The following is a 26512-nucleotide window of genomic DNA, read 5'->3' on the forward strand; positions in this document are numbered from 1 at the left end:
GGCCGGACCGGCCCACGCCGGTCCGGCACCAGCCGTGGGAGAGGCTATTTCGTGGAGGCCGTCCAGGTGGTCGAGGAGTGTTCGGCAGTCGGTTGTGGGGGTGGTTGAGCCGAGGTGCTGGAGCCAGGGGTGATCCAGGGGGTGATGGTTGTGCGGGCGGTCGCTATGGGGGTGCGGAGTTCTGGGTGGGCGATGGACTCCAGGAAGAGGCTGTAGCGGGCGATGGTGCGGTTGCAGGTGGGGAATCGGCCCGTTCACCCCGGCAAACAATCTGCATGGACAGTGCAATTTGTTAGGGTGAAGGCGAACCGACGGCTGTCGCCCACAGGAGGGTAGAGATGGCGGACCTGACCCCACGCGTCGCGGCCTGGCAGCGATCGGGCACCTTCGAACAGGTCGGACGCCACCGGATCTTCGTCCGTGAACGAGAAGGCTCCCCGGACCTGCCGCCGCTGGTGCTCCTGCACGGCTACCCGTCCAGCTCCTACGACTGGCGGCACGCCTTCGACTCGATCGACGGCCACCGCCTGCTCACCTTCGATTTCCTCGGCTTCGGACTGTCCGACAAGCCACGAGATATGCAGTACTCGTTGCGAATTCAAGCCGATATCGCCGAGGAACTCGCGCAGCGGTACATGGGTGAACCCATCGTCATGGTGTCCCACGACATGGGCAGCTCGGTCGCCACCGAACTCCTCGCCCGCGACATCGATGGAACATTGTCGTTCACGCTGAAATCGGCTCTGCTGTTCAATGCGAGCCTGGTCCGCGAACAGGCCAGCCTGCTGCTCGGACAGAAACTCCTGCTGAGCCGGCTCGGCCCGCTCGTCACCCGAGTGACGAGCGAATTCTACTTCCGTCGCTCGTTCGGCAGTATCTTCTCCGCGGCGCATCCCCTCACCGCTGAGGAGGCAGCCGACCAGTGGTCGTTGCTGTCCCACAACGACGGTCATCGCATGCTCGACAAACTCATCTACTACAACCGCGAACGCGTCACACCCCCGACTTCCACGCGCTGGCACAACGCAATACGCACCTGGCTGGGCGCGCTGGAACTCGGCTGGGCGGGTCTGGATCCCATCTGCACCGAGGCCGTACTGCAAGCAGTTCTGAACCTCAGGCCGAACACGCCGGTAACTCGACTGCCGGGTCTGGGTCACTACCCTCAGATAGAAGACCCCGACCCCGTATACGAACTCATCCAGCGACACGCGTCGCAAAGCTGAGCGAGCTTCTCGGACCGGTCGGTGGGAGCCCACTTCAGCGTGATGCGCTCGGCTGCAACAAAATTAGTTGACTGTTCGGACAGGGCGATCAGCGGCTGAACGAGATATTTGCAGGCCACCAACGGGTCTGGACGGTCTGCAAGGTCTAACGTTGATCGTTATGTCGAGCAGGGACATTGTGGTGACGGTGGGTGAGGATGATTGGCTCACGTTGCGCGATGCGGCGGAATGCGCGGGGATGAGCGTAGAGGCTTACGTGTCGTGGGGCGTGCGGGTTCTGGCATTGCAGGCCCGGCCCGGCGGCGTGAAACAGGGTGGGCGCGCGGGCAGTCCGCGGGCGGGCAGACGCGCCGCCGAGCTCCCGGACGAATCGGAATCGGCCGTGTGGACGGAAACCTTCGCCCAGCGCTTGTCGCATCGTGTCGAGCGCCAAAAGGATTGATTCGCGCCCTACCGGGCTGAGTCTGCTCCGCACCGTATTCGGAATACGGTGAGGTCCGCTCAGCACTTGCTCTTGTAGAAGTACTGCTCGTTGGTCGACATGTTGTCGGCCGTGATGGCGATCATGCCGGTTTGGATCGTGCGGGTCACCGGCTTGCCCTGGAGGGCGGCGTCGGCTTGGTCTACGCCCTGTTCGCCTATGTCGGAGGGGTTTTGGGCGATCAGGGCTTGGACTGTGCCGTCCTTCAGGTCTTGGACCTGTTTGGGGCTGGCGTCGAAGCCCACGACTTTGACCTGGCCGAGTTTGCCGGCGTTGCGCAGGCCGGTGGCTGCGCCTTCGGCGGAGCTGAGGTTGGTGGCGAAGATGCCGGCCAGGTCGGGGTGGGCGGCGAGGGTGGCGGTGACGATGGAGGCGGCCTGGGCGGCTTCGTTGTTGTTGTACTGGACGCCCAGTGACGACATGCCCGGGTGGTTCTGTTTGAGTTCGTCCTCGAAGCCCTGAGCGCGCTGGTCGGTGGTCGAGGTGCCGGCCTTGGTGTTGATCACGAGCACGGATCCCTTGTCGCCCACCAGTTTCGCGAGGGTGACCGCGGCCAGTTGCCCGCCCTTCACATTGTCCGAGGAGATGGAGGACAGGGCGATGGAGGTGTCCTCGAGCGCGGTGTCCACCTCGATGACCTTGATACCCGCGTCCTTGGCCTGCTTGATCGGGCTGGCCATGGCCTGGGCGTGCGTGGGTGCGATGAGGATCGCGCCGGGTTTGTTGGCGATGACGCCGGTGACGATCGGCGTCTGCAGCGAGGCATCGAATTGGGTGGGGGCCTGGGTGTCCAGGGAGTACCCGAGTTTCTTCGCCTCGTCCTGGGCGCCGCACTGCATCGAGATGTAGAAGGGCTCGTTCGCGACGCCGGGAATCAGCACCAGCTTCTTCGCGTCGACCTTGCCCGAATTGCTCACCGAGCCACCGCATCCCGCCAGTAGTCCGGCCACCGCCACCACTACGCCGGCCATTACGGCCGCCCGTCCACCGGTCCTCATCATCAGGCCCTCACCTTCGAACTGCGTTGTGTTATTTCCGGTCCCGGGACCGCCTGCGGATCTGGTCGAACCACACGGCCGCCACGAGCACGACGCTCACCGCAATGGGCTGCCAGAACACCGGCACCCCCGCGATGACGAAGCCCTTGCGTAAAACCGACGGGATGAACACCCCGATCACGGTGCCCAGCACCGACCCCACCCCGCCGAACAGACTGGTCCCGCCGATGACCACCCCCGCGATGGCATCGAGATTGTCGGTGCCGTGGCCTGCGATCGTTGTGGTCCCGAAATACGCGAGATTCATGAAACCGGCCAGGCCCGACAGCATTCCGGCCATGAGATACACCAGGATCAGATGCCGCGTGACCCCGATCCCAGCCCGCCGCGCGGCCTCCGCGCTGGACCCGATCGCAAAGGTGTACCGGCCGAATCGAGTGGTGTGCAACAGCCAGGCGCCGACCGCCGTCACCGCGACCGCCACCAGTACCAGATCCGGAATCCCGCCCAGCATGGTGCCGAAACCCAGTGAGTCACGCAGCTTTCCGGGAACCGTGCGGGTATCGACCCCGCCGGTGATCAACTGCGCCGCACCCAGCGCTGCCCCGAACGATCCCAGCGTCACGATCAACGGCGGAATCTTGGCCTTGGCCACCAGAATTCCGTTCACCAGTCCCCAGAGCGCCCCGCCCGCCAGCGATATCACCAGCCCGAGCAGAATGATGCCCCAGCCCGCGTGTGTCGCGTCCTCGCCGGGGCTGAGCCACTCCATGGTCTTGGCCGCCAGCACACCGGAGAAGATCAGCACCATCCCCACCGACAGATCGATGCCCGCGGTGACGATCACGAATGTCATTCCGATCGACAGCACCAGCAGTACCGACGTCTCGATCAGCAAGGTCTGCAGCGTGAATCGCGTCGGGAAGGCGTCCGGCCGCACGATGCTGAACGCGGCGTACAGCACGACCAGCACACATCCGATCCAGAACGTGCCGGTCCCTGCCAGCCGCCTCATGACTCGTCCTCCGTCGTCAGCGCGCCGGTCATGGCTCCCACCAACTGCTCCAGCGTGGCATCGCCGGCCGTGAAGCGGGCGACCCGCTGCCCCAGCCGCAACACCTCGATACGGTCGGCGACAGCCAGCACTTCCGGCATATTGTGGCTGATCAGCACCACCCCAATGCCTTGATCGCGCACGCGGCGAATGACATCCAGCACCCGCTCCCGCTGCACCACGCCCAGCGCCGCGGTCGGCTCGTCCATGAAGACGACCCGGCTGGCCCACATCACCGCCCGCGCCACCGCGACCGTCTGCCGCTGCCCGCCCGACAGCGACCCGATCGGCACATCCGCACGGGGCAGCACGACGCCGAGTCGTTGAAAGTGCTCGGCCGCTTGCGTTCTCATGGCCTTGCGATCGAGCATCCCGAGCCGCCCCGGCAGCCCTTTGCGGAGCAACTCACGCCCGAGGAAGAGATTGGCGGCGGGATCGAGATCGGGGGCCACGGCCAGATCCTGGTAGACCGTCTCCACCCCGAGCCGTCGCGCCGCGGTCGGCGACGCCATCCGAACGGGCTTGCCATCCAGCAGGATCCGCCCGCCGTCGGGCTGTTCGGCCCCCGAAAGGCATTTCACCAGTGTGGATTTCCCGGCGCCATTGTCGCCGATCAATGCCACCACTTCGCCCGCACCGACCTGGAAACCGGCCCCGCGCAATGCCTCCACACCGCCGTACCGCTTCTGAAGCCCTTCGGCTTCCAAAACCACGGCTGGCATCGGCGATCACCCCGGCGACATCGACTGAGCGGACGTCCGGTCCGCTCACCGAGCGTACTGATGATCTCGTCGCGTCGGGGCGGATATGGAAAACACCGCTATCGTGGGATCGGTGACCCGCCTTGGATTCCGCGCATTTAAGGTGCTCCCCGCTGTGGTGCTGTGCGCGTTGGCCGTCGGCTGTGGCCAGACTCCGCACACCGCGCACTCCTCCGAGAAGGCGCGCCCTGTGCCGACCGGTTCACTCGACACGCTGGGCACGACCTCGGAGACGGCTATTGCCACCCCCGCGCCGGTGACCACCACGGCGCCGCCGCAATCAGCCCCCGCCCAGCCCGCTTTCACCGAGGACGACGCCCGCTACACGGTCCGCCGCTACCTGGCCCGCTGGATCGGGCAGCCGCTCCAGCCCGATGACACCGAGGGCAAGTACCCCCTCATCTGCGCGGGCTCGACCCTGGCCAACAACCCCGGAAGGCTCACCGGCACAACAGCCTTCGACGCCGACCGGATGACCGCCCGAACCGGCGATACGGGCGCGGCCGTGACCGTCCCGGTGACGAATTCCTCCGCCGTCACCACCGTGCTCACCTTCACCCTGCGCGCCGCGGCCCAGGGCTACTGCATCGTGGACATAGCGAGCTGACCCATCGGCCGCCCCGAACGCTTCAGGAACTCCCGCGCCAACTCTCGATATTGTTCCGCGCCACGGGATTTCGGTGCCCACGTGGTGAGTGGCTCACCCGCGATGGTGGAGTCCGGGAACCGCACCGTCCGCGAGATCGCCGTGTCGTACAGCTCCGCCCTGAACGTCTCCGCCACCCGGTCGCGCACCTGCCGGCAGTGCAGCAGCCGCGGATCGAACATGGTGACCACGATGCCCGACAGCTGGAGCCGCGGATTGAGCCGTTCGCGCACCTTCTCCATGGTGTCGTTGAGCAGAGCCAGCCCGCGCAGCGAGAAGTACTCGCACTCCATGGGAATGATGACCCCGTCCGCGCAGGCGAGCGCGTTCACGGTGAGCAGGCTCAGCGATGGCTGGCAGTCGATGAGGATGTAGTCGTAGCGATCCCGGATCGGATCGAGCACCCGGCGCATCGAATGCTCTCGACCCACCTCGTTGACGAGCTGGATCTCCGCCGCCGACAGATCGATATTGCTGGGCAGCAGATGGAGGTTGGTGACGCCGGTTTTGATCAGCACGTCGTCGATCGGCGGCGCCGACCGCCCGAGCAGGTCGTAGACGGTGAGTTCGAGATCGTGGTGCGCGACGCCCAGGGCCGCCGACAGCGCCCCCTGCGGATCGAGGTCCACCAGCAGCACGCGCAGCCCGCACTCGGCAAGCGCGGCACCCAGATTGACCGTCGAGGTGGTCTTCCCGACGCCGCCCTTCTGATTGCACAGCGCAATCACCTGGGCTACGCCTCCGGTCGCCCCGGCCTCCTCAACAGCATTGTTTGCCGACATTTCGCCAGCCTAGCCTGTCACGTGGCGGATCGGTCGGACCCGCTCCGGAGTCCTTTCGCAGGTCGGCAAGTGCGACGATCTACCAGTAATTTTCACCGTCCGGGCGATGAACCAGCATGTCGGACAACGGTGGAGCCCGACACATGCTGGTCATTAGCCCAACAGTGGTGTGGCGGGCTGACGGGGTATAGCCACGCCACCCGCCACACCAAACCTGGATGAACCGGGCATATCACCTTCAGTGATCCGGCAGCACCAGGATCTTCACGTGCTCTTCCGGATTCCGCAGCGCCGTGAAGGCATCCGCCACCCCGTCCAGCCCGACCCGCCCGGTGATCAGCGCCTCTGCGTCGATCGCCCCGGACGCCAGCCGTTCCAGCGTGATGTCGTAGGCGTTCTCGTACGGCCCGTGCCCGAAATTGACTGCGATCCGCCGGAACTGCCCGACCACCGGAATGATCGTCTCGTCCGCGAACGGCGCCGCCAGCACCTGGATCCGCGAGTTGAACGGCATGGTCCGCATGAGCGTGCCGATAGTCCCTGCGCGCCCGCTGCATTCATAGGCGATGAGAATGCCGGTGCCGGACTGGCCTACCACGCTGTCGCCCTGCGCGACCGCCGTCATCCACGCCTCGATCGGATCCTGCTCGTTCGGATCCACCACGATGTCCGCGCCGACGGCCCGCGCGAGCTCCCGCCGTTTGGGCGAGGGTTCCGAGGCCACCACCAGCCGCGCCCCGTGCGCCTTGGCCGCGATGATCGCGCCCAGCCCGATGGTGCCGCACCCGATGACCAGCGCCGAATCCTCGGCGGTGAGACCGGATTGCTGCACGTGCATCTCACCGACGTGCAGCGGCTCGGCCAGCGTCGCGTGTTCGAGCGACAGCCCCTCGGGCACGTGCCGCACCCAGAACGCGTCCACCACGATGCTCTCGCCGAACGCCCCGTGATAGTCGTTCGAGTACCCGATGATCGTCGGAATGCCGGTCGCCGCCTCGGTCGCGAGCCCGATCCCCGCGACGCGGTCGCCGACCGCGAAATCCGTGACCCCGGCACCGATTTCGGTGACGGTCCCGGCGTACTCGTGCCCGAGCACGACCGGTCGCTCGGTGTCGAAGGTGGCCAGCGGATACCCGCTGTCCACCGCCACCTGCACGAACCGGCACGGATCCTTCGACATGGACAGGTCGCTGCCGCAGATGCCGCACGCGGCCACCGCGATCCGCAATTGCCCCGGACCCAGCGCGGGCGGCTCGGCCACCTCGGCGGGGGAGAACTGCCCGTTCAGAAACTGTGTGGCGCGCATGGGATCACGCTCCTGTCGCGGCGGTCTCGCCGTAGTAGTCGGTGTGTGCCTTGGTGATCGCGGTGACCAGCTGCCCGATCAGCAGCTCCCGGTTGTCCTGCGCGTACTGCAGGCTGTCCTCGCGGCGGCGGTTGCGATTCTTGAAGTGCGGGATCACCTCCGAGGCGAACAGCTCGTAGCTGCGCTTGGTGTCCTCCCAGCTCGCCATGTCCACGTGCAGGACCAGCATGGTGCCGAACCCGCCGGTCTTCTCGATGAGCCTCTCGATGCGGGCGATCGCCTCGTCCGGCGTGCCGATGATGGCCTGCCCGAATTCGCCGAGGTTGTCATTGCGCCACTGATCGATGATGCCCTTGGGAGTGTCCGCCCACGCCGGCTGCTCGCCGGTCTGCCGGTTCACGTACGCGGCCATCGAGCCGATGCGGCGGCTCACCGCGCGCTCGGCGTCGGCGCGGGTCTCGGCCAGGAAGATCGGATTGACCAGCCGCCACCGCGACCGGTCCGCGGTGTGCCCGTGCTCGGCGCACACCTTCTCGTAGACGCCCCAATTACGGTCCAGCACTTCGAAACCCATGGGGGAGCTGGCCGCCAGTGACAGCAGCGACAACCCGTGTGTGCCGGCCAGCACCGAGCCGTTGGGGGAGATGGTCGAGGCGGTGGCGACCTCGATGCCGGCCGGATCGTAGGTCGGCAGCTGGGCGCGGGCGTCGCGCAGGGTGAACCAGTCGGTGGTCATGTTCACCACCTCGCCGCGCAGCAGCGCGAGGATGGCCTCGAGCGCCTCGCCCTGGCGGCGACGCTGATCCGACGGGTTGATGCCCATCATGTGGGCGTCGAGCGGAATCTTGCCGGGGCCGGTGCCGAAGATCAGGCGGCCGCGGGTCTGCAGGTCCAGCTGGGTGATGCGGTCGACGGCGACCAGCGGATGGTGATACGGCAGCGACACCACGCCGGTGCCGAAGCGCAGCCGCTCGGTGCGTTCGGCGGCGGCGGCGATGAAAACGTCGGGCGCGGGCACGATTTCGGCGCCGGTCGAGTGGTGCTCGCCCATCCACGCCTCGTCGAAGCCGAGGTGGTCGAGGTGTTCCATGAGATCGATGTCGCGACGCAGCTGCAGGGCCGGGTCGGCGTCGAGGGGGTGATACGGGGCCAGGAAGGCCCCGAATTTCATCGATTCAGCGGTCCACACGGATGGATCTCCTTCACCCAGTGCCCCGGGCTTCGTCGCCCGGTGCGGTTCCCCGAGTAAACCTGGATCGACTGATCCATAAGTTGTGTTGTCCCGGTGAGTGGGCATGATTAGAAAACACAGGTAGATAAGCTGATTCAACGTCGATAATGAGCGCTGTGCTGTGCCGAAATCGGACTGTCGAACCAGTTCCGCGCCCCGCGATGCCGACCCCGCTCCTCCGATGTGCCAAGCTCATGCCGTGACCGTCCCGATGCAGAATCGCCAGGGCAATGCGACCCGTACCCGGCTGGTGAAAACCGCCGAGCGCCTGTTCGCCGCCCACGGCGTGGACGCGGTCTCGGTGCGCGCGGTGAACGCCGCCGCCGGCCTCGGCCCCTCCTCGGTCAACTACCACTTCGGCACCAAGGACGACCTGATCGCCGCCGTGCTGCTGGATCTCGGCGCGACCGTCCGCGACCGCATTCGCGCCAATGCCGATGTGCTCGCCGCCCGCGCCGAACCGCCCACCGCCGAGACCCTGGTCCGCGCGGTCACCGAGCCCTATCGAGACCTGCTGCTACAGCACCGGACCCGCGGCATGCGCTGGATCAAGATCGTGACCCAGCTCTCCTTGCACTCCCATCCCGCCCTCACCGCCGCCGAGCAGGACCTCCCCGATCAGCTGCACGTCCAGCTCCGCCGCGCCTTCCCGCTATCGGATCCCAGCCGCCTGGAGGCCCGCTGGGCGATCTCGCTCATGGGTTTCCTGCAAGCCCTGAGTCGCGCGGACGAATGGCATCCCGGCGCAACCCCACCGCCCGCGGAGGAACTGGCCGCCCTCTACGAGGACCAGGTCGTCTTCCTCATCGGCGGCCTCGACCGTCTGCTGGGCGGAACCGGCCGCTGAATCGCCGGTGACGCACAGGTGGACGAAACATGACATACTTCGCCCACTCCCAGCTCGAAGGCGGTTGCCGATGCCCGAAGATCCCGAACTCGCCCAGGCCCGTGTACTGGCCCGAGAGCTCCAGAGCCACGCTGACATGCTGACCCGCGAGCTGCAATACGTCTCGCGCCCCGAAGCCCAGACCCGCGCCCAGACCGACCTGACCGCAGTCCACCGACAGCTCGACGGCCTGCGCCGCCGCTTCCCGGAAGTCGCCGACACCCCGGACACCCTCGCCAGCTGAGCGCAGATTCGGCGGTTCCGCAACCCGATCGGGTGCGTCAGGGGCGGGAGCCGGGGCCCACTCGTTGCAGTAGTGCCTGCAGCGAGGGGGTGCGGCCGAGATGGCGGGCTCGTCGGCGGCGAGCTGCGCACTATCCTCGACTTCCTCACTCGCAACCGCGAACTCCAGCAACGCCACCGCGAGCGAATCTCGGCCCTGCCCAAGGTAGTTCGGGGTTAGAACTGACAGTTCGTGCCGGAATTGTCCGAATAGCTGGACGCTCTGGTTGGTTAGCTATAGCGTCACTGAACGATTCGCGAAAGGCTTGCTGAAGCATGCTCTTCCGGTTCACGGGCTCGGCTGTGCCGAATGCCAATCCATTGCTTTATTGGTCGATCGTTCTTTCGCGCGCGGTCGGGAGCGAGATGAGAACGGCTGAAGTGTGAGGGACGTCGTTGTTCGCAGTGTCCGTCAGGGCTGTGGTCCTGGCTCTGAGCATCCTGACCGCGGGGGCGGTAGGCGCCGCCCCCGTGTCGGCTCAACCCCTGTATCCCACCCAGGATCCCGATCCGTTCTACGGTCCGCCGGCCGATCTGGGTGCGCTAGCGCCCGGTGACGTGGTCCGGACCCGGAAGATCGATACCGGGCTGTACGTGGGCACCGAGGGCTGGCAGGTGGCCTTCCGCAGTACCAACTCCCAGGGGCAGCCGATCCTCGGCATGACCACGGTGCTGCTCCCGGCGGGGGTGTCGAACCCGCCGCTGGTGTCGTATCAGGCGCTCATCAATTCCCTGGGCGCGCAATGTAATCCGTCGCGCTCGCTGTTCAACGGCGAGCTCCAGGACGGCGTGGGCGCCATGCTGCCGATCGGGCGCGGCTGGGCCATTTCACTGCCCGACTATCTGGGGCCGAATGTCGCCTACGGCGCGGCCAAGCTCAGCGGCATGGTGACCCTGGACAGCGTGAAGGCGGTCCGCAAGGCCACCGAACTGGGGCTCGGGAAGTCGCCCGTCGCGCTGGCCGGGTATTCCGGCGGCGGTATGGCGACCGCCTGGGCCGCTGCCCTGCAACCGGAGTACGCGCCGGACCTGAAGCTCGATGCCGTTGTGGCCGGAGGCATTCCGGCCGATCTGGAGCAGATGGCGCTCTCGCTGGGCTTCGAGCCGCATCCGGGCTTCGGCCTGGCCTTCGCGGCGGCCATGGGCCTGGAGCGCGAATACCCGAACCGCCTGCCGATCTCGGATCAGCTCAATGAGAACGGCCTCTGGTTCCGCGAATTCACCCACGACGCCTGCCGTCGCTTCCTGCTGTTCCACGGCGCCTTCCGCAACGCCGACCAGATGGCTGCGTCCAAGAGCCTGATGGACAGTCCGGAGGCGCACGCGGTGCTGCGGGAGAACAGCCTGCGCTACTTCCCGGGCACGCCGGCGGTCCCGACCTACTTCTGGCAGGGGCGGTTCGACACGCTCACCTTCTTCGACCCGGTCGCCGAGGTCGCCGACCGGTACTGCAAGGCCGGTGTGCCGCTGGTGTTCCGGCCCTTCGATATCGCCGAGCACATGACTACGGCCGTCGCCGGATTCGCCGATGCGTGGAACTATGTGGAATCACGCTTCCGCGGGGATCCGGTCCCGGTGAGCTGCTGATAGATGCGTGACCGTGCGGCGGGCGAGCGGCGCACCGACTTTCGAACTGCCCGCGGTGACAGTGCTCGATCCGCACTACTGCCTCTCGGGCCTGCGTAGCTCGAAGTACTGGACCTACACCCTGCCGCGGCGGGTCGGCGCGGAGACCGCGGACCGCCTCACCGGAGAAGGGCGGCCGATCGGGGCACGCGGCCCCGGCTCGAATCGTGGCGTAGAAATCGGCCCCCGCGGATTTTCCCGACGCACTGTCGGTAACATTCCGACGGTGCGTCGGTAAATGTGCCCGGCGCCGGACAAGGGAGTTCGGATGTTCCTGGCGGTGCGCGAACTGTGGTTCGCGCGAGCGAGATTCGGGTTGATGGCCGCGGTCGTCGCCCTGATCGCGGTGCTCATCGTGATGCTGGCGGGCTTGTCGTCGGGCCTGGTCGACGACGGTGTCTCGGGATTGAAGGCCATGCCCGTCGACGCCTTCGGCTTCGCGCCGAAGACGGAGACGGAGTCGGCCTTCACCCGCAGCACGGTCGACGACGGACAGGTCGCGGCCTGGCGCGGGCGCGGCGATGTCGCGGATGCGGCGCTGTTCGGAAATACGCTGGTCAATGCGAAGACCGGCGGCGGGGTCGCGATCGATCTCGCGCTGTTCGGGGTCGAGCCGGGGTCGTTTCTGGCCCCGAGCCCGGCAGAGGGATCCGGGCTCGGGGCGCCGGACGGCATCGTGGTCAGCCCGACCACCCTCGACAAGGGTGTCCGCATTGGCGATGTGGTGATCGTCGACCGGATCGGGACCACCCTGCGCGTGGTCGGCGCGACCGCCGAGCAGCGCACCTTCGGGCACGTGAACGTCGCCTATGTGCCGCTGCGACTCTGGCAGGAGATCCACGCCGGACTGCGGCCCGGCGACGTCGCCCGGCCGGAGATCTATCACGAGGCCAATGCCGTGGCGCTGCGCGCGCGGCCCGGCGGCATCGACCTGGCCGCGGGAGATCGCGCCGCGGGCACCCACGCCATGACGCTGTCGGCCTCTTTCGATGCCTCGCCCGGCTATTCGGCCGAAATGTCGACCATGACCCTGATCCGGGTCTTCCTCTACGCCATCTCGGCCCTGGTGGTCGGCGCGTTCTTCATGGTATGGACGGTGCAGCGCGCCCACGAACTGGCGGTGCTGCGGGCGCTGGGCGTCTCCACCGCATATCTGTTGCGCGACAGCCTGATCCAGGCCGCGATCGTGCTCGTCGCCGCGACGGCCGCCGGGGTCGGCGTGGGAGTGGGCGGCAGCCGGTTCGTCGGCGGCATGCCCTTCGCCCTCGAACCCGGCGCGGTCGCCGTCGGTGCGGTCCTGCTGATCGTGATGGGCATGCTGGGCGCGGTGCTGACCACGTTGCGTGTCACTCGGGTCGACCCGCTCGAGGCTCTGGGGGCTCAGCGATGACCGTTGAATCGATTGTCCGCCAGGGCATCTCGCTCAGTGATATCTCACTGACCTTCGGCAGCGGCGATCATGCCGTGGCGGCGCTGGACCGCATCGACCTGACCGTGCGGCCGGGCGAGCTGCTGGCTGTCGTGGGTCCGTCCGGATCGGGCAAGTCCACCCTGCTCGCGGTCGCGGGCGGGCTGGCCCGACCCGACACCGGGCAGGTGCTGGTGCACGGCACCGAGATGACGACGCTGTCGCGGCGGCGGTTGGCGCGATTCCGTCGCGAGCACATCGGGTTCGTATTCCAGACCGGGAATCTGATTCCCGCACTGACCGCCCGCGACCAGGTGCGGCTGCTCGAGCGCACCGGCGGGCGGAAGCGCGGCACCGCAACAGCTTCGAGTGGCACCGCGGATCCGGGTGCCCTGCTCGCCGCCGTCGGCATGGCCGCCAAGGCGGGGCGGCGGCCGCATCAGCTCTCCGGCGGAGAGCGCCAGCGCGTCGGCATCGCCCGCGCGCTCGCGACCGGCCCGACGCTGCTGCTCGTGGACGAGCCCACCGCGGCGCTGGATCGCGCCCGCAGCCACGAGGTGATCGAGCTGCTGGCCCGGCAGACCCGGGAGCGGAAGGTGGCCACCATCATGGTCACCCACGATCACGACGTCCTCGGCCACTGCGATCGGGTGCTCACCCTGGTGGATGGGAGACTGAGCGGGTAACCCGCCCAACGAGGAGACCTACCGGTGCCGAGGATTCAAGCCGCCACGCTCGCCGAACATCGCGAGGCGCAACGCCGCGCCCTGCTCGACGCCGCGCGCGCCATCCTCACCGAGGACCCGGCCCGCCCGCCCACGCTCACCGAGGTGGCGGCGCGCGCCGGGCTCGCCCGCCCCAGCATCTACCAGTACTTCTCCTCGCGCGACCAGTTGCTCGCCGAGCTGCTGGCCGACACCTTCCCGCAGTGGGCGCGGCGGGTGTCGGAGCGGATGGCGGCCGCGTCCGGCCCGGCCGATCAGGTCCTCGAATACGTCCGCGCCAACCTGGAATTGGTCGCGAGCGGTGAGCATGCCCTGGCCCGCGTGCTCACCACGATCATCGACGACGACATCGCCGCCTACAGTCGCGAACTACACGACGAACTGCGCACCCCGCTGATCGCCGCGCTCGAGACGGCCGGCGCGGCCGACCCTGCCGCCACCGCCGGACTCATCGACGGCATCGTGCATGCGGCCTCACGCATGCTCGAGAGTGGCCAGGACGCCGACCGAACTGTCACGGCCGCAACGGAATTGGTCGCCCCCTACCTGTCCGCCCTGGCGCCGAGCGCGGCCCGGCGGCGCTGAATCCGCAAGCAGGAAGCTCGCGAAAAGGCCGATGAGGCCGCGCGGACGGGGGCGCGGCCTCACCGAAGTGCGAACGGCTGCGAGGGGAGTCAGCGTTCGCACGATCGGGGGGTCAGAGACCCTGGGCGAGGTGGGTCAGCAGGATCAGGCCGCCGATCAGCGTCAATCCGGTCAGCAGGACCAGGGCGCCGTGGGGCAGGCGGGGAATCCGGAAGGTCGAGAGTTGCTGGGGCCTGGTCATTTCGCCTCCACGAGAGCGGTCTCGGTGACGTGGTGGGCGGTCGCGCCCCAGCCGACGTGGGCCTCGGCTCGCATGCGCTCGACCATGTGCGGGTAGTGCAGCTCGAACGCGGGACGCTCGGAGCGGATGCGCGGCAGCTCGTAGAAGTTGTGCCGCGGCGGCGGGCAGCTGGTGGCCCACTCCAGGGAGTTGCCGTAGCCCCACGGGTCGTCCACGGTCACGACCTCGCCGTAGCGGTAGGACTTGAAGACGTTCCAGATGAACGGCAGCATCGACGCGCCGAGCAGGAAGGCGCCGATCGTGGAGACCTGATTCAGCAGGGTGAAGCCGTCGGAGGGCAGGTAGTCGGCGTAGCGTCGCGGCATGCCCATGTTGCCGAGCCAGTGCTGAGCCAGGAACGTCAGATGGAAACCGAGGAACGTGGTCCAGAAATGCCACTTCGCGAGGCGTTCGTCGAGCATGCGGCCGGTGATCTTGGGGAACCAGAAGTAGATGCCCGCGAAGGTGGCGAACACGACCGTGCCGAACAGGGTGTAGTGGAAGTGCGCGACCACGAAATAGGTGTCGGACAAATGGAAATCGAGCGGCGGTGACGCCAGGATGACGCCGGACAGACCACCGAACAGGAATGTCACCAGGAAGCCCAGCGAGAACAGCATCGGGCTCTCGAAGGTGAGCTGCCCCCTCCACATGGTGCCGATCCAGTTGAAGAACTTCACACCGGTCGGGACCGCGATGAGGAAGGTCATGAACGAGAAGTACGGCAGCAGCACCGCACCGGTGGCGTACATGTGGTGCGCCCACACCGCGATGGACAGCGCTGCGATGCCCAGGGTCGCGTACACCATGCCGGTGTAGCCGAACAGCGGCTTGCGGCTGAACACCGGGAAGATCTCCGACACGATGCCGAAGAACGGCAGCGCGATCACGTACACCTCGGGGTGTCCGAAGTACCAGAACAGGTGCTGGAACAGCATGGTTCCGCCGCTGGCCGGATCGTAGATGTGCCCGCCGAGGTGCCGATCGTAGTACAGGGCCAGGGCGGCCGCGGTCAGGAGCGGGAACACCAGCAGCACAAGGAAACTCGCGACGACGACGTTCCAGGTGAAGATGGGGAGCCGGAACATGGTCATGCCCGGGCAGCGCAGGCAGACGACGGTGGTGAGCATATTGACCGCGCCCAGAATGGTTCCCAGGCCCGAGACGCCCACCCCCAGGATCCACAGATCCGCGCCGACGCCGGGGGAGTGGATGATGTCCGACAGCGGCACATACGCGGTCCAGCCGAAATCGGCGGCGCCGCCCGGAGTGATGAAGCCGGCGGTCGCCATGGTCGCGCCGAACAGGTACAGCCAGTAGCTGAACGCATTGAGCCGGGGAAACGCGACATCGGGCGCGCCGATCTGCAAGGGCAGCAGGATATTCGCGAATCCGAAGATGATGGCGGTCGCGTAGAACAGCAGCATGATCGTGCCGTGCATGGTGAACAGCTGGTTGAACTGTTCCGGCGACAGGAACTGCATGCCCGGCTGCGCCAGCTCCGCGCGCATGATCAACGCCATCAGCCCGCCGATCATGAAGAACGCCATCGAGGTCACCAGATACATCTGCCCCAGTACCTTGGGGTCGGTCGTGGTGACCATCTTGTAGAGGAACGACCCCTTTGGTGCGCGACGCACGGGATGGGGTCGCGTGATCTCGGGTACCGGAGGGGTTTTCGGGGAAAGGGCGGTCACCCTGCGGACGGTAGTGAGCCGCGGGGTTGCCGGTGAATCCCTGCGGGCCGGGCCGATGACCTTCGCCGAGCGATCGAGGACCTTGGGCCGTGCCGCCGGTGACCTTCGAACCAAGATCGTCCTCGATCTGGGCTAGGGCGCCGTGGCCGTGGTCACACCGCACCGGCGCAGGTTCTCGGCGACCTCGAGCTCCCAGACCTCGTTGGCCCGCGAGGTGTCGACTTCGAATTCGAAGCGCCGCACCGATTTCGGGTCGACGTCGGCGACGTCGACGTAGAACTGCTCGTACCAGCGGCGCAGCTGGTAGACCGGGCCGTCCTCGTCGCAGAGCAATGGGTTCTCGATCTTGGACTTGTGCTTCCAGATCTCCACGTCCTGCAGGAAGCCCTCGCCGATGCCCTCGGTCATCCTGTCCGCCAGGCGGTTCGCGGTGTCCGCCGGTACGCCCGTGGGTCTCTCCAGCGTGATGCCGTACTGCAGGACGAAGGAGTCCTGGGTGACCGGGTAATGGCAGTTGACCAGGACGCTGCGGACCTCGAAACCGCCGTAGACATTGAGCAGTGGATTGATCATGTAGGCGGGCCCGAAGTACGAGGCCTCCGATTTCAGCAGCGTGTCCCCGCGATACTTGGTCGCCATGCCGACGTCCGGGCGGCCCTTGGTCTCGAGGTACTGGGTCGCGACATGGCCCTCGAAGACGTTCTTGAAGAATGTTGGGAACGCGTAGTGGATGTAGAAGAAGTGGGCCATGTCCACGATGTTGTCGATGATCTCGCGGCAGTTGGAGCCCTCGATGAGGATCGAGCGCCAGGTCCACGGGGTCCAGTCGGTGGAAAGCGTTGCCGCGGGCTTGCCTTCGGCGTCGGTGTAGGGTCCCCGGATGGTCGGGATGGTGACCTCGTCCGGCGGCGGGTTGCCCTCGTGGTCGTGCCAGACGAAGAGCTGGCCGTTGCGCTCGAGCGTGATCCACGCGCGGGTGCGGGCCAGCGGGGGCACGCGCCGGGCGTAGGGAATGCCGGTGCACTTGCCGTCGCCGTCCCAGCGCCAGTCGTGGAACGGGCAGGCGATCCGGCCGTCCTTGACGGTGCCCGTCGACAGGTCGCCGCCAAGGTGGCGGCAGTAGGCGTCCAGCACCCGCAGTTCGCCGGTATCGTCGGCCCAGACGGCCAGCTTGGTGCCGAAGGCATTGACCGAGTGGGGTTTCCCGTCCCGGAACGCGTCCGCCAGCCCCAGGCAGTGCCAGCCGCGGGCATAGCGGGTGGGCATCGTGCCCACGTCGATGTCCCGGATCTTTCTGCCGAACCCGCGTGACGTCGTCGCCATCACACCCTCCTAGGTCTAGAACCAGTTTCAGAACTGTGTCAGCTTCCGGTTGATGAGGGACTCTCGAAAATGGTCGAAAGACTCTTCTTTTAGGGATTTCCGTCCGCTTGTCGCGGACCCCGGACTGCTCGATAGTGGCTGGAACGTGTTCTAGATTTGTGGCGGACGGTATGAGATCGCCACCCGACCGGTCAGGAGAACCCGGCGAGATGACCCGTGAAATCACCGAGCGTGTGGAGGCTCTGCTGCCGACCCTGCGCGAGCGCGCCCAGCGGACCGAGACGTTGCGGCGCATTCCCGACGAGTCCATCGAGGACCTGCGGGAGGCGGGATTCTTCACCCTGATGCAGCCGCGGCAATGGGGCGGATGCGCCGCCGATCCGGTGCTCTTCTACGACACCGTGCGCACCCTGGCGAGTGCCTGCGGATCCACCGGCTGGGTGGCGGGGATCCTGGGGATTCACAACTGGCATCTCGCACTGTTCGATCAGCGTGCGCAGGAAGATGTCTGGGGCCACGACATCGACGCGCGGATCGCCTCGTCGTACGCGCCGATGGGCGCGGGCGCCGTGGTGGACGGCGGCTATCTGGTGAGTGGTTCGTGGGCGTGGTCCTCCGGTGTGGACCACGCCGACTGGGTCTTCGTCGGCGGGCCGGTGCTGGAGAACGGCAAGCCGGTCGATTTCGGCTCCTTCCTCATCCCGCGCAGCGACTACTCCGTGGACGATGTGTGGAACGTGGTCGGTCTGCGTGGCACCGGATCCAATACGGTTGTCGTCGAGAACGTCTTCGTCCCGCGGCACCGCTTCCTGAGTTTCGGCGTCATGAACTCGCTGACATCGCCCGGGCTGCAGCGGAATTCGGAGCCGGTCTACAAAATGCCCTGGGGGACGATCCATCCCACCACCATCGCCACGCCGATCGTCGGCATCGCCTATGGCGCCTACGCGGCCCATGTCGAGCATCAGGGCCGGCGGATCCGGGCCGCGTACGCCGGCGAGCACGCCAAGGACGACCCCTTCGGCAAGGTCCGCATCGCCGAATCCGCCAGCGATATCGATGCCGCGTGGCGGCAGTTGTCCGGCAATGTCGCCGACGAATACGCTCAGCTCCGGGACGGCGGGGAGGTCCCGTTCGCCATGCGCGCCCGCGCCCGCCGCGACCAGGTCCGCGCCACCGCTCGCGCCATCGCCGCCATCGACCGGCTCTTCGAGGCCGCCGGGGCCGGCGCCCTCGCCGACGACACCCCGCTGCAACGCTGCTGGCGCGATGCCCATGCCGGACGCGTCCATGCGGCCAACGACCCGGAACGTGCCTACGTCATGTATGGGAACCACGCCTTCGGTCTCCCGGTGGGGGACACCATGGTGTAGTCGGATCGGGTCGGCGGCGGGTTCCGGATCAGGCCCCGCCCGCCAGGCGAAGGACCAGAGCGCCCGCGATGATCGAGCGAAGGCCGCGACCTTGGGAGCAGTGATCTTCTCCTGGTAGATGAGCGCACCGAGCACGACGGTGCCGATGGAGCCGATACCGGTCCAGATGGTGTAGCCGACACCGACATCCAGTGTGCGCAGCGCCAGGCTGAGCGTTCGGGGCCCTCGTTCAGAGGTCCGCCAGTGCCAGCCCGGTGAGTGCGCCACCGGGTCGGGCGAGGACGGTGTCGAGGCCGTCGTCGAGGTCGACCAGGCGGATCGAGCCGCCGAGATCGCTGACGTAGAAACGAGATTCGTCGACGGCGACCACGCCGATGGCCTCGCGGTAACCGCTCGACAGGATGGTGACCGGGCCGGGGACCGGGTTGACGGAGGCGCGGTTGAGGGTATTGCCCGCAGGTTCCGCGCCGCGATCGGTCCACAGCAGGTTCCCGCCGCCGGACAGTTCCAGGTCGATCGGTTCGGGGAGGTCGTGCCAGAGCACCTCGATATCGGTGCGGGCCGCGGGTGAGGTGCCGGTGGGGAGATCCAGCGGTGCGCGGAAGATGCGGCCTTCACCGGCCTTCAGTGCGCCCATGCTGGTCCAGTACACGTGCCCGCGAGCCTGATCGACCGCGATGCCGTCGGGGTAGGCGTCCAACCCGGTGATCAGGGTGCGACGTCACCCCCGTCGAGCGAGATCGCCTGCATGGCACGGGCTTCGAGGTCGAGCGCGAGCAGATGTTTCATCGCGGCCTCCTGCGGTCAGTGCCGATTCGGGTCGGGGTAGTCGTCGTAGAAGCCGGCACCGGATTTCACGCCCAGCTTGCCGTCGGCGATATAGCGCTTCAGCAGCATGCGCGGGCCCTCGGGCAGATGCGGATTCTCCTGGGCGTAATGCTCTTCGATATCGAGCACCACATCGAGGCCGACGCTGTCCATCATCCGGAACGGTCCCGCCTCGGTGCCGAAATTCAGCTTGAACATGGCATCGACGTCCTGCGGGGTCGAGACGCCCTCATGGACGACCTTGAGCGATTCACGTTTCAGCGCCGCCCAGATCCGATTGAAGATGAAGCCGGTGCTCTCCATATGACACAGGAAAGGGTGCAGACCGTATTCGGGGAAGGTCGACATGACGAAGTCGATGATCTCGGGCGCGGTATCGCCATCGGACATCACATCGAGCGTCGTCGACGCGGGCGGCATGTAGAAATGAGTGTTGAGCATACGGTCGCGTGTCGAAAGTCCCTCGGTGAACAGCCTGCTCGCATACGACGACGAATTCGACGAGACGACCGCATCGGCCGCGCACAGTCCGTCGAGCTGACCGAAGATCGACTTCTTGAGGTCGAGCCGTTCCGGCACCGCCTCCACCACCAGCCACGCCTCCGCCACCGCATCGGCCAGATCCGGCACATAACTCACGATCCCGGGCGTGCCGCCATCGATGTGAGCGGCCACCGTGGGCAATTCGCCCGTCGCGTACCCGACGGCCTGCGTCCCCTGCGTCCCGTTCGGATCGGTGATGTGGACGGTGCCGCCCTGCGTGGCGAACATCAGCGCAATGCGCCGGCCCAGGGTTCCCGCGCCGATCACTGCCACCGGCCGGGTGCGATAGTCATTCGGTATCGCGGCCATTCCCCGCTCCTTCGATGAAAGATCCGAGCTGTGGATTCGCGTTATCGATCGCTATCACCGTAGCGGGGCCCACTCCTCTCCCGGGGTAGCGGCCGCACCGTCGGCGCGTGTAGTCGACCGCCGGCTGGACGAGATCCCATTCATGCCGACCCTTTCGATCGTGTTTCTACGGAACTGCCACCTGGCGTAGTGGCTTGACATGGAACGTCATCCCATCTCCCGATGAATCGCTTTACTTCGCCTATAATTTGGTATTACGTTCAGATTCCTATGAGGCCACGCCAGGTAGCTGGAAAAGGAGAATTCGGTTGAACGGCAAGATCCTTGATTGCGTCCTCGTCGCCGTGGTCGTCATCGCTTTCTTCGCCTTCGCGATCGTCAACCCCGGCATCGGCAACCTGCTGGTTGCCTGGTTCGGCGCGGTCGCGCTGGGCTACTACAACGTCTATGTCCGGCACGACCCGAAACTGGTGACGGCCGCCAGCGGTAGCGGCCGAGCCGTGAATCACTCGGCGACCCTGCGGCCCGCCTGGCGCTGAGACAGTCCGGTATCACAAAAGGCCACGTCAATCCTCTACTTGAACGGTGTTCAAGCTCGAGGTAGATTGCCTTGGCATGACTGATGGATTGTTGAACCTGTTGGTGGACAAGGCGTTACGCCGAACTGTCCCGACCCGGGCGGAGGCGCTGGCGTTGCTGAGCGGCGCGGAACCGCTCATCGACGTCGTGGCGGCGGGCTCGCGGGTGCGACACGAATTCTTCGGCGCGCGTGTCAAACTCAACACGATCGTGAATATGAAGAGCGGCCTGTGTCCGGAGGACTGCGGGTACTGCTCGCAGCGGGTGGGCTCGGCATCCGGTGTGCTGAAGTACTCCTGGATCACGCCCGAGCAGGCCGCGCGGGTCGCCGGGCAGGCGATTGCGGGCGGGGCCAAGCGAGTGTGCCTGGTCGCCAGCGGGCGCGGGCCCGGCGAACGGGATCTGACCAGGATCGAGCAGACCATTGCCGCCATCACGGCCGACCATCCGCAGACGGAGATCTGCGTGTGCCTGGGCCTGCTGGGGGAGGGGCAGGCCGAGCGGCTCGCGGCGGCCGGGGCCCACGCCTACAGCCACAACCTCAACACTTCCGAGGCGCGCTACGCCGACATCTGCAGTACGCACACCTTCGACGATCGCGTCGACACCGTGCTACGAGCGAGCGCGGCCGGGCTGTCGCCTTGTTCCGGAGCGATTTTCGGCATGGGGGAGTCGGACGAGGACATAGTCGATCTGGCCTTCTCGCTGCGGGCGCTGGACCCGGACTCGGTGCCGGTCAACTTCCTGATCCCGTTCGATGGAACGCCGCTGGCGGGACAGTGGGAGCTGACGCCCGACCGCTGCCTGCGCATCCTCGCGCTGTTCCGCTTCTTCTTCCCCGATGTGGAGGTGCGGCTGGCCGGTGGCCGCGAGCTCCACCTGCGCGGCCTGCAACCGCTGGCACTGCACCTGGCCAATTCGATCTTTCTGGGCGACTACCTCACCAGCGAGGGGCAGCCCGGAGCCGACGACCGGCAGATGATCACCGATGCCGGATTCACCATCGAGGGTGCACAGGAGCAGACCCTGCCGCCTGCGCGCCACGACCTGGTCGCGGTGCGCAAACGCGGTGCGGGGACTGATCTTCCGGCGAACGCGTAGGGTGCGCCGTGGGCGGCTCGCCGAATGGGCCGCCCACGGCCGGGTGCTACCAGGCGACCGGAAGTGCTTTCGGGCCGCGCAGCAGCATGCCCGTCTTCCACTCCACCTCGTCGGCGGGCACCGCCAGGCGCAGGTTCGGGAAGCGGCGCAGCAGGGCGGTCAGGGTCACGTGCAGTTCGAGGCGGGCCAGTTGCGCGCCCACGCAGTGATGGAAGCCGTGTCCGAAGGTCAAGTGCGAGTTGTGATGTCGCGTCAGGTCCATGGTGTCCGGATCCGGGAAGACCGTCTCGTCGCGGTTCGCGATCGCCAGATCCACGAAGACCGCCTCGCCCGCGCGAATGAGCGTGCCCGACAGTTCGACATCCTCGACGGCGATGCGCGGGAACGCGCCGCCATTGCCGACCTGGATGTAGCGGAGCAGCTCCTCGATGGCGGCCGGGACGAGATCGGGATCCTCACGGAGCCGGTCCCATTCGCCCTCTGCCAGTAGGACATAGACGAAATTGGCGATCTGATTGGCCGTGGTCTCGTGACCGGCGACCAGCAGGGTGAGGCCGAGCGTGATCAGTTCGTCCTCGCTGAGCCGGTCATCGTTGTCGCGGGCCGCCACGAGCGCGCCGAGCAGGTCATCGGCGGGGCGGGCGCGGCGTTCGGCGATCTGCTCGGTCAGGTATCCGGCGACGGCGGCGAACGCGGCCACCCGCTCCTCGTCGGTGACTGCGGTCGTGGACATGATCGCGTCGGAGAAGTCGCGGAAGCGATGCTGGTCCTGCGGTGGGACACCGAGCATTTCGCAGATGACGGTGACCGGCACCGGGAGCGCCAGTGCCTCCACCAGGTCGGCGGGGGAGCCGGCCGCTGCCATGGCCGTCAGCATGTCCTCGACGATCTCCTCGGCGCGCGGGCGCAGCTCCTGCACGCGACGGGTGGTGAACGCGGTCATGGTCAGCTTGCGGAGCCGGGTCAGCTCCGGCGGGTCCATGCTGGTAGGAATGTTCGGCATGGCCGGTGTCTCGCGGACCCGCGGCACATCCTCGCGGCCGACCGTGGCGGCGCGGCTGAACCGTGGATCGCTGAGCACCGAGCGCACGTCCGCGTAGCGGGTGACGAGCCAGGCCTCGCCGCCGTAGGGCAGCTGGACGCGGGAAATCGGTTCCTCGCGTAGCAGTTTCATCGCCGTCGGATGCGGATCGAGCCGGACCGGATCGCCGAACGGATAGTGGCGGATTTCGGTAGGTGTGGACACGCGAAACTCCTTCTGATGTAAGCAAATGCTTACAGCGGTTGATCGTAGGAGTGCGTCACCCAGTCGTCAACGCTCGATTTCCGTTATGACGGAGGGAAATTCGTACTCACCCGGTCCAGCAGGACGCGTGCCGAACGCAGGACGTGATCGGCGACAACGGCCGGATCGGCGCTCGCCAGCGGCTCCCAGTGGTAGACCGATCGCAGCAGGCCGATCCCCAGCAGCCAGGCCACCACCAGATCGGCCCGCAACTCGGCGTCCGGGCCGTCGCCGAGTTCGGTCAGCGCCCGCACGTATCGTTCGTCCAGCTCCCGCCGGATCACCGACACGCCACTGGCATGCCCGCTGGACCGCAGCGCGGCCTGTAGCCAAAGCTGTTGATCCGCCACAGTATTCAGCATCCCGGCCAGCAGCCGGCCGAGCAGCTCGTCCGCGGGACCTTCCGACAGCACCCGATGTCCACGATCCGCGACGACCGCTCGGAACAGCTCGTCCTTGTTCCCGAAGTACCGGAACAGCAGCACCTGATTCGCTCCGGCCCGCGCCGCGATCTCCCGCACGGTCGTGCCCTCGAAGCCCTTCTCTGCGAACACCTCCCGCGCCGCGGCCAGCAGGGCCGAACGGGTGGCATTGGCATCCTTGTGCGGTCCGCTCGTTTCGCTCCCGGTACCCATTCGCCCTCCGATGTCGCCTCGCCGACACGCGGCTCGTACGCCGTCGGCTCCTGCCGCGACCATAGACTCGGCGGCGACGAAAGCTCGTCTCACCCTTCGCGTCGGAGACCACCGGCGATGCGCTTCGAGTCGACGGCGGCTACGTCCACTCGATCCTGCCGAGGCCCGGTGAGGGTGCGGATTCCCTTGTAGCTATAGGTGATTCCCGCGATCAGCACGACCAGCAGGACGGTCGTGGTGCCCCAGGTGCCGAAGCCGAGCCCGCCCTTCTCATGCGATTTGGACAGCAGGTCGCCCACGGTCGCGCCCAGCGGGCGGGTGAGGATGAAGGCGAGCCAGAACAGCAGCACGCCGGAGATCCGGGTCAGGTAGCGGGCGGCGAGCAGGGCGGCCATGGCGGCGGCGATGAGCAGCGCGCCCCCGCCGTAGCCGAGGCCGGAGCTGTCGGAGAGGTAGTCGCCCAGGGAGGTACCCAGCGTGTTGGACAGCAGAATGGCCGCCCAGTACAGCAATTCGCCACGCGTGCTGGTGATTCCGGTGACATCGTAGGTCTGGCCGCTGAGCTTCCAGATGGCGAAGACGACGGCCAGGCCGGTGATCAGGACGGCCGCGCCCGCGCCGTAGCCCAGGCCGCCGTCGGTGGAGGTGCCCGAACCGGGTCCGCGATTGAGGAAATCGGAGATGGTGGTGCCGGCCGTGCTGGTCGCGGCGATCACGGTCCAGTACAGGGCGGGATGGAAGCGGCGGGCCCGCAACTGGGCGACCAGGCTGACGGCGAAGATGCCGAGGAACAGCATCGAGGCCGCCGCGTAGCCGAGGTCCAGGGTCTGGGCGAGCAGGTCGCCGCCGGTTTCGCCGAGCGTGGTCGCCGCGATCTTCAGCACCCAGAACAGGGCGGTCACCTGGGGGAGCTTGTAGTTCGTGTGCGAATGCGCCGCGGGCATGCGGATCCCTTTCGAGCGGTCGATTACCGGACACGGGGGAGTCTGCCCGGGAGTCGCTGAGAAGGCGCTGAGACACGTCCATCCGAGCGTGTGCGATTATTGGGACGGACATCTGACGGAGGGAGCGATCGTGGGCATGGGAATGGTGCTGGGCGACAACCGCTCCTGCGCTTCGTTGCGGGAACGGTCCGAATCACCCTCGTACTGACGGAAAGTCGCTCTCCGAACTCCTGCCTCGAAGCGTCGCCGGCCCCAGGCACCTTCGTTTCCGCAGGAGTTCGTCATGTCCACCCTCAGTTGGACCGAGAATCGATCGGTCTATACCGCCCACTGGCATTCCGAGAACGGGGCTCCGGCCCCCGCCCGCATCGTCGTCGCCGACGACCGCATGACCGCGCAGGCCGCCCACCGGCTCGCGCGGGCGGGCACGGGCCTGGTGTGGCGCGGGGATTTTCACAATGCTCGCCAGTTGCTGCGAGCCCTCGACCGTCGCCTGCGACGCGCCGCGCGCCCGGTTGGGTGCGAAAGCGGTCCGGCAGCGGTGTTCCATCAGCAGCGTGCCGCGCAGGCCCAGCGCGCCGAGATACTGGGCAGGCTGCTGATCGTGCTCGAACCCGGTTACTTTCTCGGGCTACGGCGCGCGCCGGATGTTCGGTCCGCGTGCGAACACGCTTACGCGGCGGTGCGCCCGAATTGCCCGGATATCCAGCGGATGTGCGTGTCGCTGACCGAGCTGCTCGGGGTGCTCAGCGCCTATCAGTGGCATCGGAAGGGCGTCGAGATTCCCGCACTGGGGGCGCGCATCCATCCTGACTACGGTGTGTTCTCCCCGGTTCGCGGTGAATATGTCGATCTCCTCGCCAGCGTGCCGTTTCCGGCGAATGCGCAGCGGCCCTGCGTATTCGATCTCGGCACCGGGACTGGCGTGCTGGCCGCGGTCCTGGCCCGGCGCGGTGCGCGGGTGACCGCCACCGACATCAATCCCCGCGCGGTGGCCTGTGCCGAGGCGAACCTGAACCGCCTCGGCCTCACCGGCCTGGTTCGGGTCGGAGAGGCCGATCTGTGGCCCGAGGGTCGCGCGGACCTGGTCGTCTGCAACCCGCCCTGGCTGCCCGCGCACCCGACCTCAGCACTGGAACTCGGCATCTACGACCCCGGATCGACTGTGCTGCACCGCTTCCTGGACGGGTTGCGCCACCACCTGGCCCCGCACGGTGAGGGCTGGCTGATCCTCTCCGACCTCGCCGAACGCCTCGAATTGCGAAGCCGGGACGAGCTCCGTGCCCGCATCGCCGCCTCCGGGCTGCGCGTGGCAGCCCGGTACGACACACATCCGCGGCATTCGCGAGCGTCGGACAGCGGCGATCCTCTGTACGAGGCCCGGCGGGGTGAGGTCACCTCATTGTGGCGACTGGTGCCAAACGACTGATCGGTCCGAGCGGTGGGGGGGGGGGGCGCCCCCCCCCCCCCCCCCCCCCCCCCCCCCCCCACCCCCCCCCCCCCCCCCCCCCCCCCCCGCCCCCCCCCCCCCCGCCCCCCCCCCCCCCCCCCCCCCCACAGAACGACAACCCCCCCCAACAGCCCACCCGCGCTCATCGGGGGGGGGGGCGGACCCCCC

27 protein-coding genes and 1 pseudogene are annotated in these 26512 nt (G+C 67.2%); 13 read left to right on the forward strand and 15 right to left on the reverse strand.

The window, feature by feature from the left end:
* The first annotated feature begins 338 nt into the window (after positions 1-338).
* Entirely contained in the window at positions 339-1226 is an 888-nt protein-coding gene (locus tag ACIRRA_RS34450) for an alpha/beta fold hydrolase (protein WP_402776904.1), read from the forward strand.
* Between the two features lie 160 nt (positions 1227-1386).
* The gene (locus ACIRRA_RS34455) at positions 1387-1668 is read left to right on the forward strand and encodes a hypothetical protein (RefSeq protein WP_402776906.1); all 282 of its coding nucleotides are present in this window, start codon (positions 1387-1389) and stop codon (positions 1666-1668) included.
* 59 nt (positions 1669-1727) lie between these two features.
* Here the strand turns inward: ACIRRA_RS34455 and ACIRRA_RS34460 are convergent, their stop codons facing one another.
* From ACIRRA_RS34460 to ACIRRA_RS34470, 3 genes are read right to left on the reverse strand one after another with little or no spacing between them, the layout of a single operon-like run.
* Positions 1728-2708, reverse strand: a complete 981-nt coding sequence (locus ACIRRA_RS34460; RefSeq protein WP_402776908.1) for an ABC transporter substrate-binding protein — start codon at positions 2706-2708, stop codon at positions 1728-1730.
* A gap of 28 nt (positions 2709-2736) precedes the next feature.
* Complete coding sequence (locus tag ACIRRA_RS34465; RefSeq protein ID WP_402776910.1) at positions 2737-3720, reverse strand: ABC transporter permease; 984 nt, start codon at positions 3718-3720, stop codon at positions 2737-2739.
* Positions 3717-4481 carry an ATP-binding cassette domain-containing protein gene (locus ACIRRA_RS34470; RefSeq protein WP_402776912.1) on the reverse strand — a complete coding sequence of 255 codons (765 nt, stop codon included), beginning with the start codon at positions 4479-4481 and terminating at the stop codon, positions 3717-3719. The genes ACIRRA_RS34465 and ACIRRA_RS34470 overlap by 4 nt, the downstream gene beginning before the upstream one ends.
* A gap of 112 nt (positions 4482-4593) precedes the next feature.
* Here ACIRRA_RS34470 and ACIRRA_RS34475 point away from each other — a divergent pair, with 112 nt between their 5' ends.
* The gene (locus ACIRRA_RS34475; RefSeq protein WP_402776914.1) at positions 4594-5127 is read left to right on the forward strand and encodes a hypothetical protein; all 534 of its coding nucleotides are present in this window, start codon (positions 4594-4596) and stop codon (positions 5125-5127) included.
* On the opposite strand, the gene ACIRRA_RS34480 is transcribed toward ACIRRA_RS34475, so the two are convergent.
* From ACIRRA_RS34480 to ACIRRA_RS34490, 3 genes are all read right to left on the reverse strand, one after another.
* Positions 5100-5948 (reverse strand): ParA family protein, encoded by an 849-nt coding sequence (locus ACIRRA_RS34480; protein WP_402776916.1) that lies wholly within the window; start codon positions 5946-5948, stop codon positions 5100-5102. The genes ACIRRA_RS34475 and ACIRRA_RS34480 overlap by 28 nt on opposite strands.
* Before the next feature lie 238 nt (positions 5949-6186).
* Entirely contained in the window at positions 6187-7254 is a 1068-nt protein-coding gene (locus tag ACIRRA_RS34485; protein WP_402776918.1) for an alcohol dehydrogenase catalytic domain-containing protein, read from the reverse strand.
* A gap of 4 nt (positions 7255-7258) precedes the next feature.
* Positions 7259-8443 (reverse strand): LLM class flavin-dependent oxidoreductase, encoded by a 1185-nt coding sequence (locus ACIRRA_RS34490; protein WP_402776920.1) that lies wholly within the window; start codon positions 8441-8443, stop codon positions 7259-7261.
* 241 nt (positions 8444-8684) lie between these two features.
* Between ACIRRA_RS34490 and ACIRRA_RS34495 the strand changes: the two genes are divergently transcribed.
* The 6 genes from ACIRRA_RS34495 (at position 8685) to ACIRRA_RS34520 (ending at position 13997) form a co-directional block, all read left to right on the forward strand.
* Entirely contained in the window at positions 8685-9332 is a 648-nt protein-coding gene (locus tag ACIRRA_RS34495; protein WP_402776922.1) for a TetR/AcrR family transcriptional regulator, read from the forward strand.
* Positions 9333-9402: 70 nt separating this feature from the next.
* Complete coding sequence (locus ACIRRA_RS34500) at positions 9403-9615, forward strand: hypothetical protein (RefSeq protein WP_402776924.1); 213 nt, start codon at positions 9403-9405, stop codon at positions 9613-9615.
* A gap of 464 nt (positions 9616-10079) precedes the next feature.
* The gene (locus tag ACIRRA_RS34505; protein WP_357000508.1) at positions 10080-11240 is read left to right on the forward strand and encodes a lipase family protein; all 1161 of its coding nucleotides are present in this window, start codon (positions 10080-10082) and stop codon (positions 11238-11240) included.
* Positions 11241-11547: 307 nt separating this feature from the next.
* Positions 11548-12669: an ABC transporter permease gene (locus ACIRRA_RS34510; RefSeq protein ID WP_402776926.1), complete on the forward strand. Its 1122-nt coding sequence runs from the start codon at positions 11548-11550 to the stop codon at positions 12667-12669.
* Positions 12666-13373, forward strand: coding sequence for an ABC transporter ATP-binding protein (locus ACIRRA_RS34515; RefSeq protein WP_402776927.1), 708 nt, complete (start codon positions 12666-12668; stop codon positions 13371-13373). The genes ACIRRA_RS34510 and ACIRRA_RS34515 overlap by 4 nt, the downstream gene beginning before the upstream one ends.
* 24 nt (positions 13374-13397) lie before the next feature.
* Positions 13398-13997, forward strand: a complete 600-nt coding sequence (locus ACIRRA_RS34520; RefSeq protein ID WP_402776928.1) for a TetR/AcrR family transcriptional regulator — start codon at positions 13398-13400, stop codon at positions 13995-13997.
* Positions 13998-14109: 112 nt separating this feature from the next.
* Here the strand turns inward: ACIRRA_RS34520 and ACIRRA_RS34525 are convergent, their stop codons facing one another.
* From ACIRRA_RS34525 to ACIRRA_RS34535, 3 genes are all read right to left on the reverse strand, one after another.
* Positions 14110-14238 carry a hypothetical protein gene (locus ACIRRA_RS34525; protein ID WP_402776930.1) on the reverse strand — a complete coding sequence of 43 codons (129 nt, stop codon included), beginning with the start codon at positions 14236-14238 and terminating at the stop codon, positions 14110-14112.
* A complete protein-coding gene (ctaD, locus tag ACIRRA_RS34530; protein WP_402776932.1) occupies positions 14235-15974 on the reverse strand; it encodes a cytochrome c oxidase subunit I in 1740 nt (579 codons plus the stop codon). The genes ACIRRA_RS34525 and ctaD overlap by 4 nt, the downstream gene beginning before the upstream one ends.
* Positions 15975-16106: 132 nt before the next feature.
* Positions 16107-17297 (reverse strand): Rieske 2Fe-2S domain-containing protein, encoded by a 1191-nt coding sequence (locus ACIRRA_RS34535; RefSeq protein ID WP_402776934.1) that lies wholly within the window; start codon positions 17295-17297, stop codon positions 16107-16109.
* A 209-nt stretch (positions 17298-17506) separates the two neighbouring features.
* On the opposite strand from ACIRRA_RS34535, the gene hsaA reads away from it, so the two are divergent.
* Entirely contained in the window at positions 17507-18670 is a 1164-nt protein-coding gene (hsaA, locus tag ACIRRA_RS34540; RefSeq protein ID WP_402776936.1) for a 3-hydroxy-9,10-secoandrosta-1,3,5(10)-triene-9,17-dione monooxygenase oxygenase subunit, read from the forward strand.
* A 141-nt stretch (positions 18671-18811) separates the two neighbouring features.
* Here the strand turns inward: hsaA and ACIRRA_RS34545 are convergent.
* The 3 genes and pseudogenes from ACIRRA_RS34545 to ACIRRA_RS34555 all read right to left on the reverse strand — a co-directional run.
* Positions 18812-18937 (reverse strand): annotated as a pseudogene (locus ACIRRA_RS34545) (SMR family transporter); the annotation flags it as partial.
* On the reverse strand, positions 18900-19370 hold the full coding sequence (locus ACIRRA_RS34550) for a hypothetical protein (protein WP_402776938.1): 471 nt from the start codon (positions 19368-19370) through the stop codon (positions 18900-18902). The gene ACIRRA_RS34550 and the pseudogene ACIRRA_RS34545, both read right to left, overlap by 38 nt.
* Before the next feature lie 104 nt (positions 19371-19474).
* Positions 19475-20350, reverse strand: a complete 876-nt coding sequence (locus ACIRRA_RS34555) for a 3-hydroxyacyl-CoA dehydrogenase family protein (RefSeq protein WP_402776940.1) — start codon at positions 20348-20350, stop codon at positions 19475-19477.
* Positions 20351-20658: 308 nt separating this feature from the next.
* Here ACIRRA_RS34555 and ACIRRA_RS34560 point away from each other — a divergent pair, with 308 nt between their 5' ends.
* Together ACIRRA_RS34560 and bioB are read left to right on the forward strand one after the other, a co-directional pair.
* On the forward strand, positions 20659-20889 hold the full coding sequence (locus ACIRRA_RS34560; protein ID WP_402776941.1) for a hypothetical protein: 231 nt from the start codon (positions 20659-20661) through the stop codon (positions 20887-20889).
* Positions 20890-20965: 76 nt separating this feature from the next.
* Positions 20966-22030, forward strand: coding sequence for a biotin synthase BioB (bioB, locus tag ACIRRA_RS34565; RefSeq protein ID WP_402776943.1), 1065 nt, complete (start codon positions 20966-20968; stop codon positions 22028-22030).
* A 46-nt stretch (positions 22031-22076) separates the two neighbouring features.
* On the opposite strand, the gene ACIRRA_RS34570 is transcribed toward bioB, so the two are convergent.
* The 3 genes from ACIRRA_RS34570 to ACIRRA_RS34580 all read right to left on the reverse strand — a co-directional run bounded on the left by ACIRRA_RS34570 (position 22077) and on the right by ACIRRA_RS34580 (position 24894).
* Positions 22077-23276: a cytochrome P450 gene (locus ACIRRA_RS34570; protein ID WP_402776944.1), complete on the reverse strand. Its 1200-nt coding sequence runs from the start codon at positions 23274-23276 to the stop codon at positions 22077-22079.
* Between the two features lie 83 nt (positions 23277-23359).
* Positions 23360-23950 carry a TetR/AcrR family transcriptional regulator gene (locus tag ACIRRA_RS34575; RefSeq protein ID WP_402776946.1) on the reverse strand — a complete coding sequence of 197 codons (591 nt, stop codon included), beginning with the start codon at positions 23948-23950 and terminating at the stop codon, positions 23360-23362.
* 89 nt (positions 23951-24039) lie between these two features.
* Positions 24040-24894 carry a hypothetical protein gene (locus ACIRRA_RS34580; protein ID WP_402776948.1) on the reverse strand — a complete coding sequence of 285 codons (855 nt, stop codon included), beginning with the start codon at positions 24892-24894 and terminating at the stop codon, positions 24040-24042.
* A gap of 283 nt (positions 24895-25177) precedes the next feature.
* Here ACIRRA_RS34580 and ACIRRA_RS34585 point away from each other — a divergent pair, with 283 nt between their 5' ends.
* Positions 25178-26323, forward strand: a complete 1146-nt coding sequence (locus ACIRRA_RS34585) for a methyltransferase (RefSeq protein WP_402776950.1) — start codon at positions 25178-25180, stop codon at positions 26321-26323.
* Positions 26324-26512 lie beyond the last annotated feature (189 nt).

The sequence above is a fragment of the Nocardia sp. NPDC101769 genome (assembly GCF_044766925.1).
Classification (GTDB): Bacteria; Actinomycetota; Actinomycetes; order Mycobacteriales; family Mycobacteriaceae; genus Nocardia.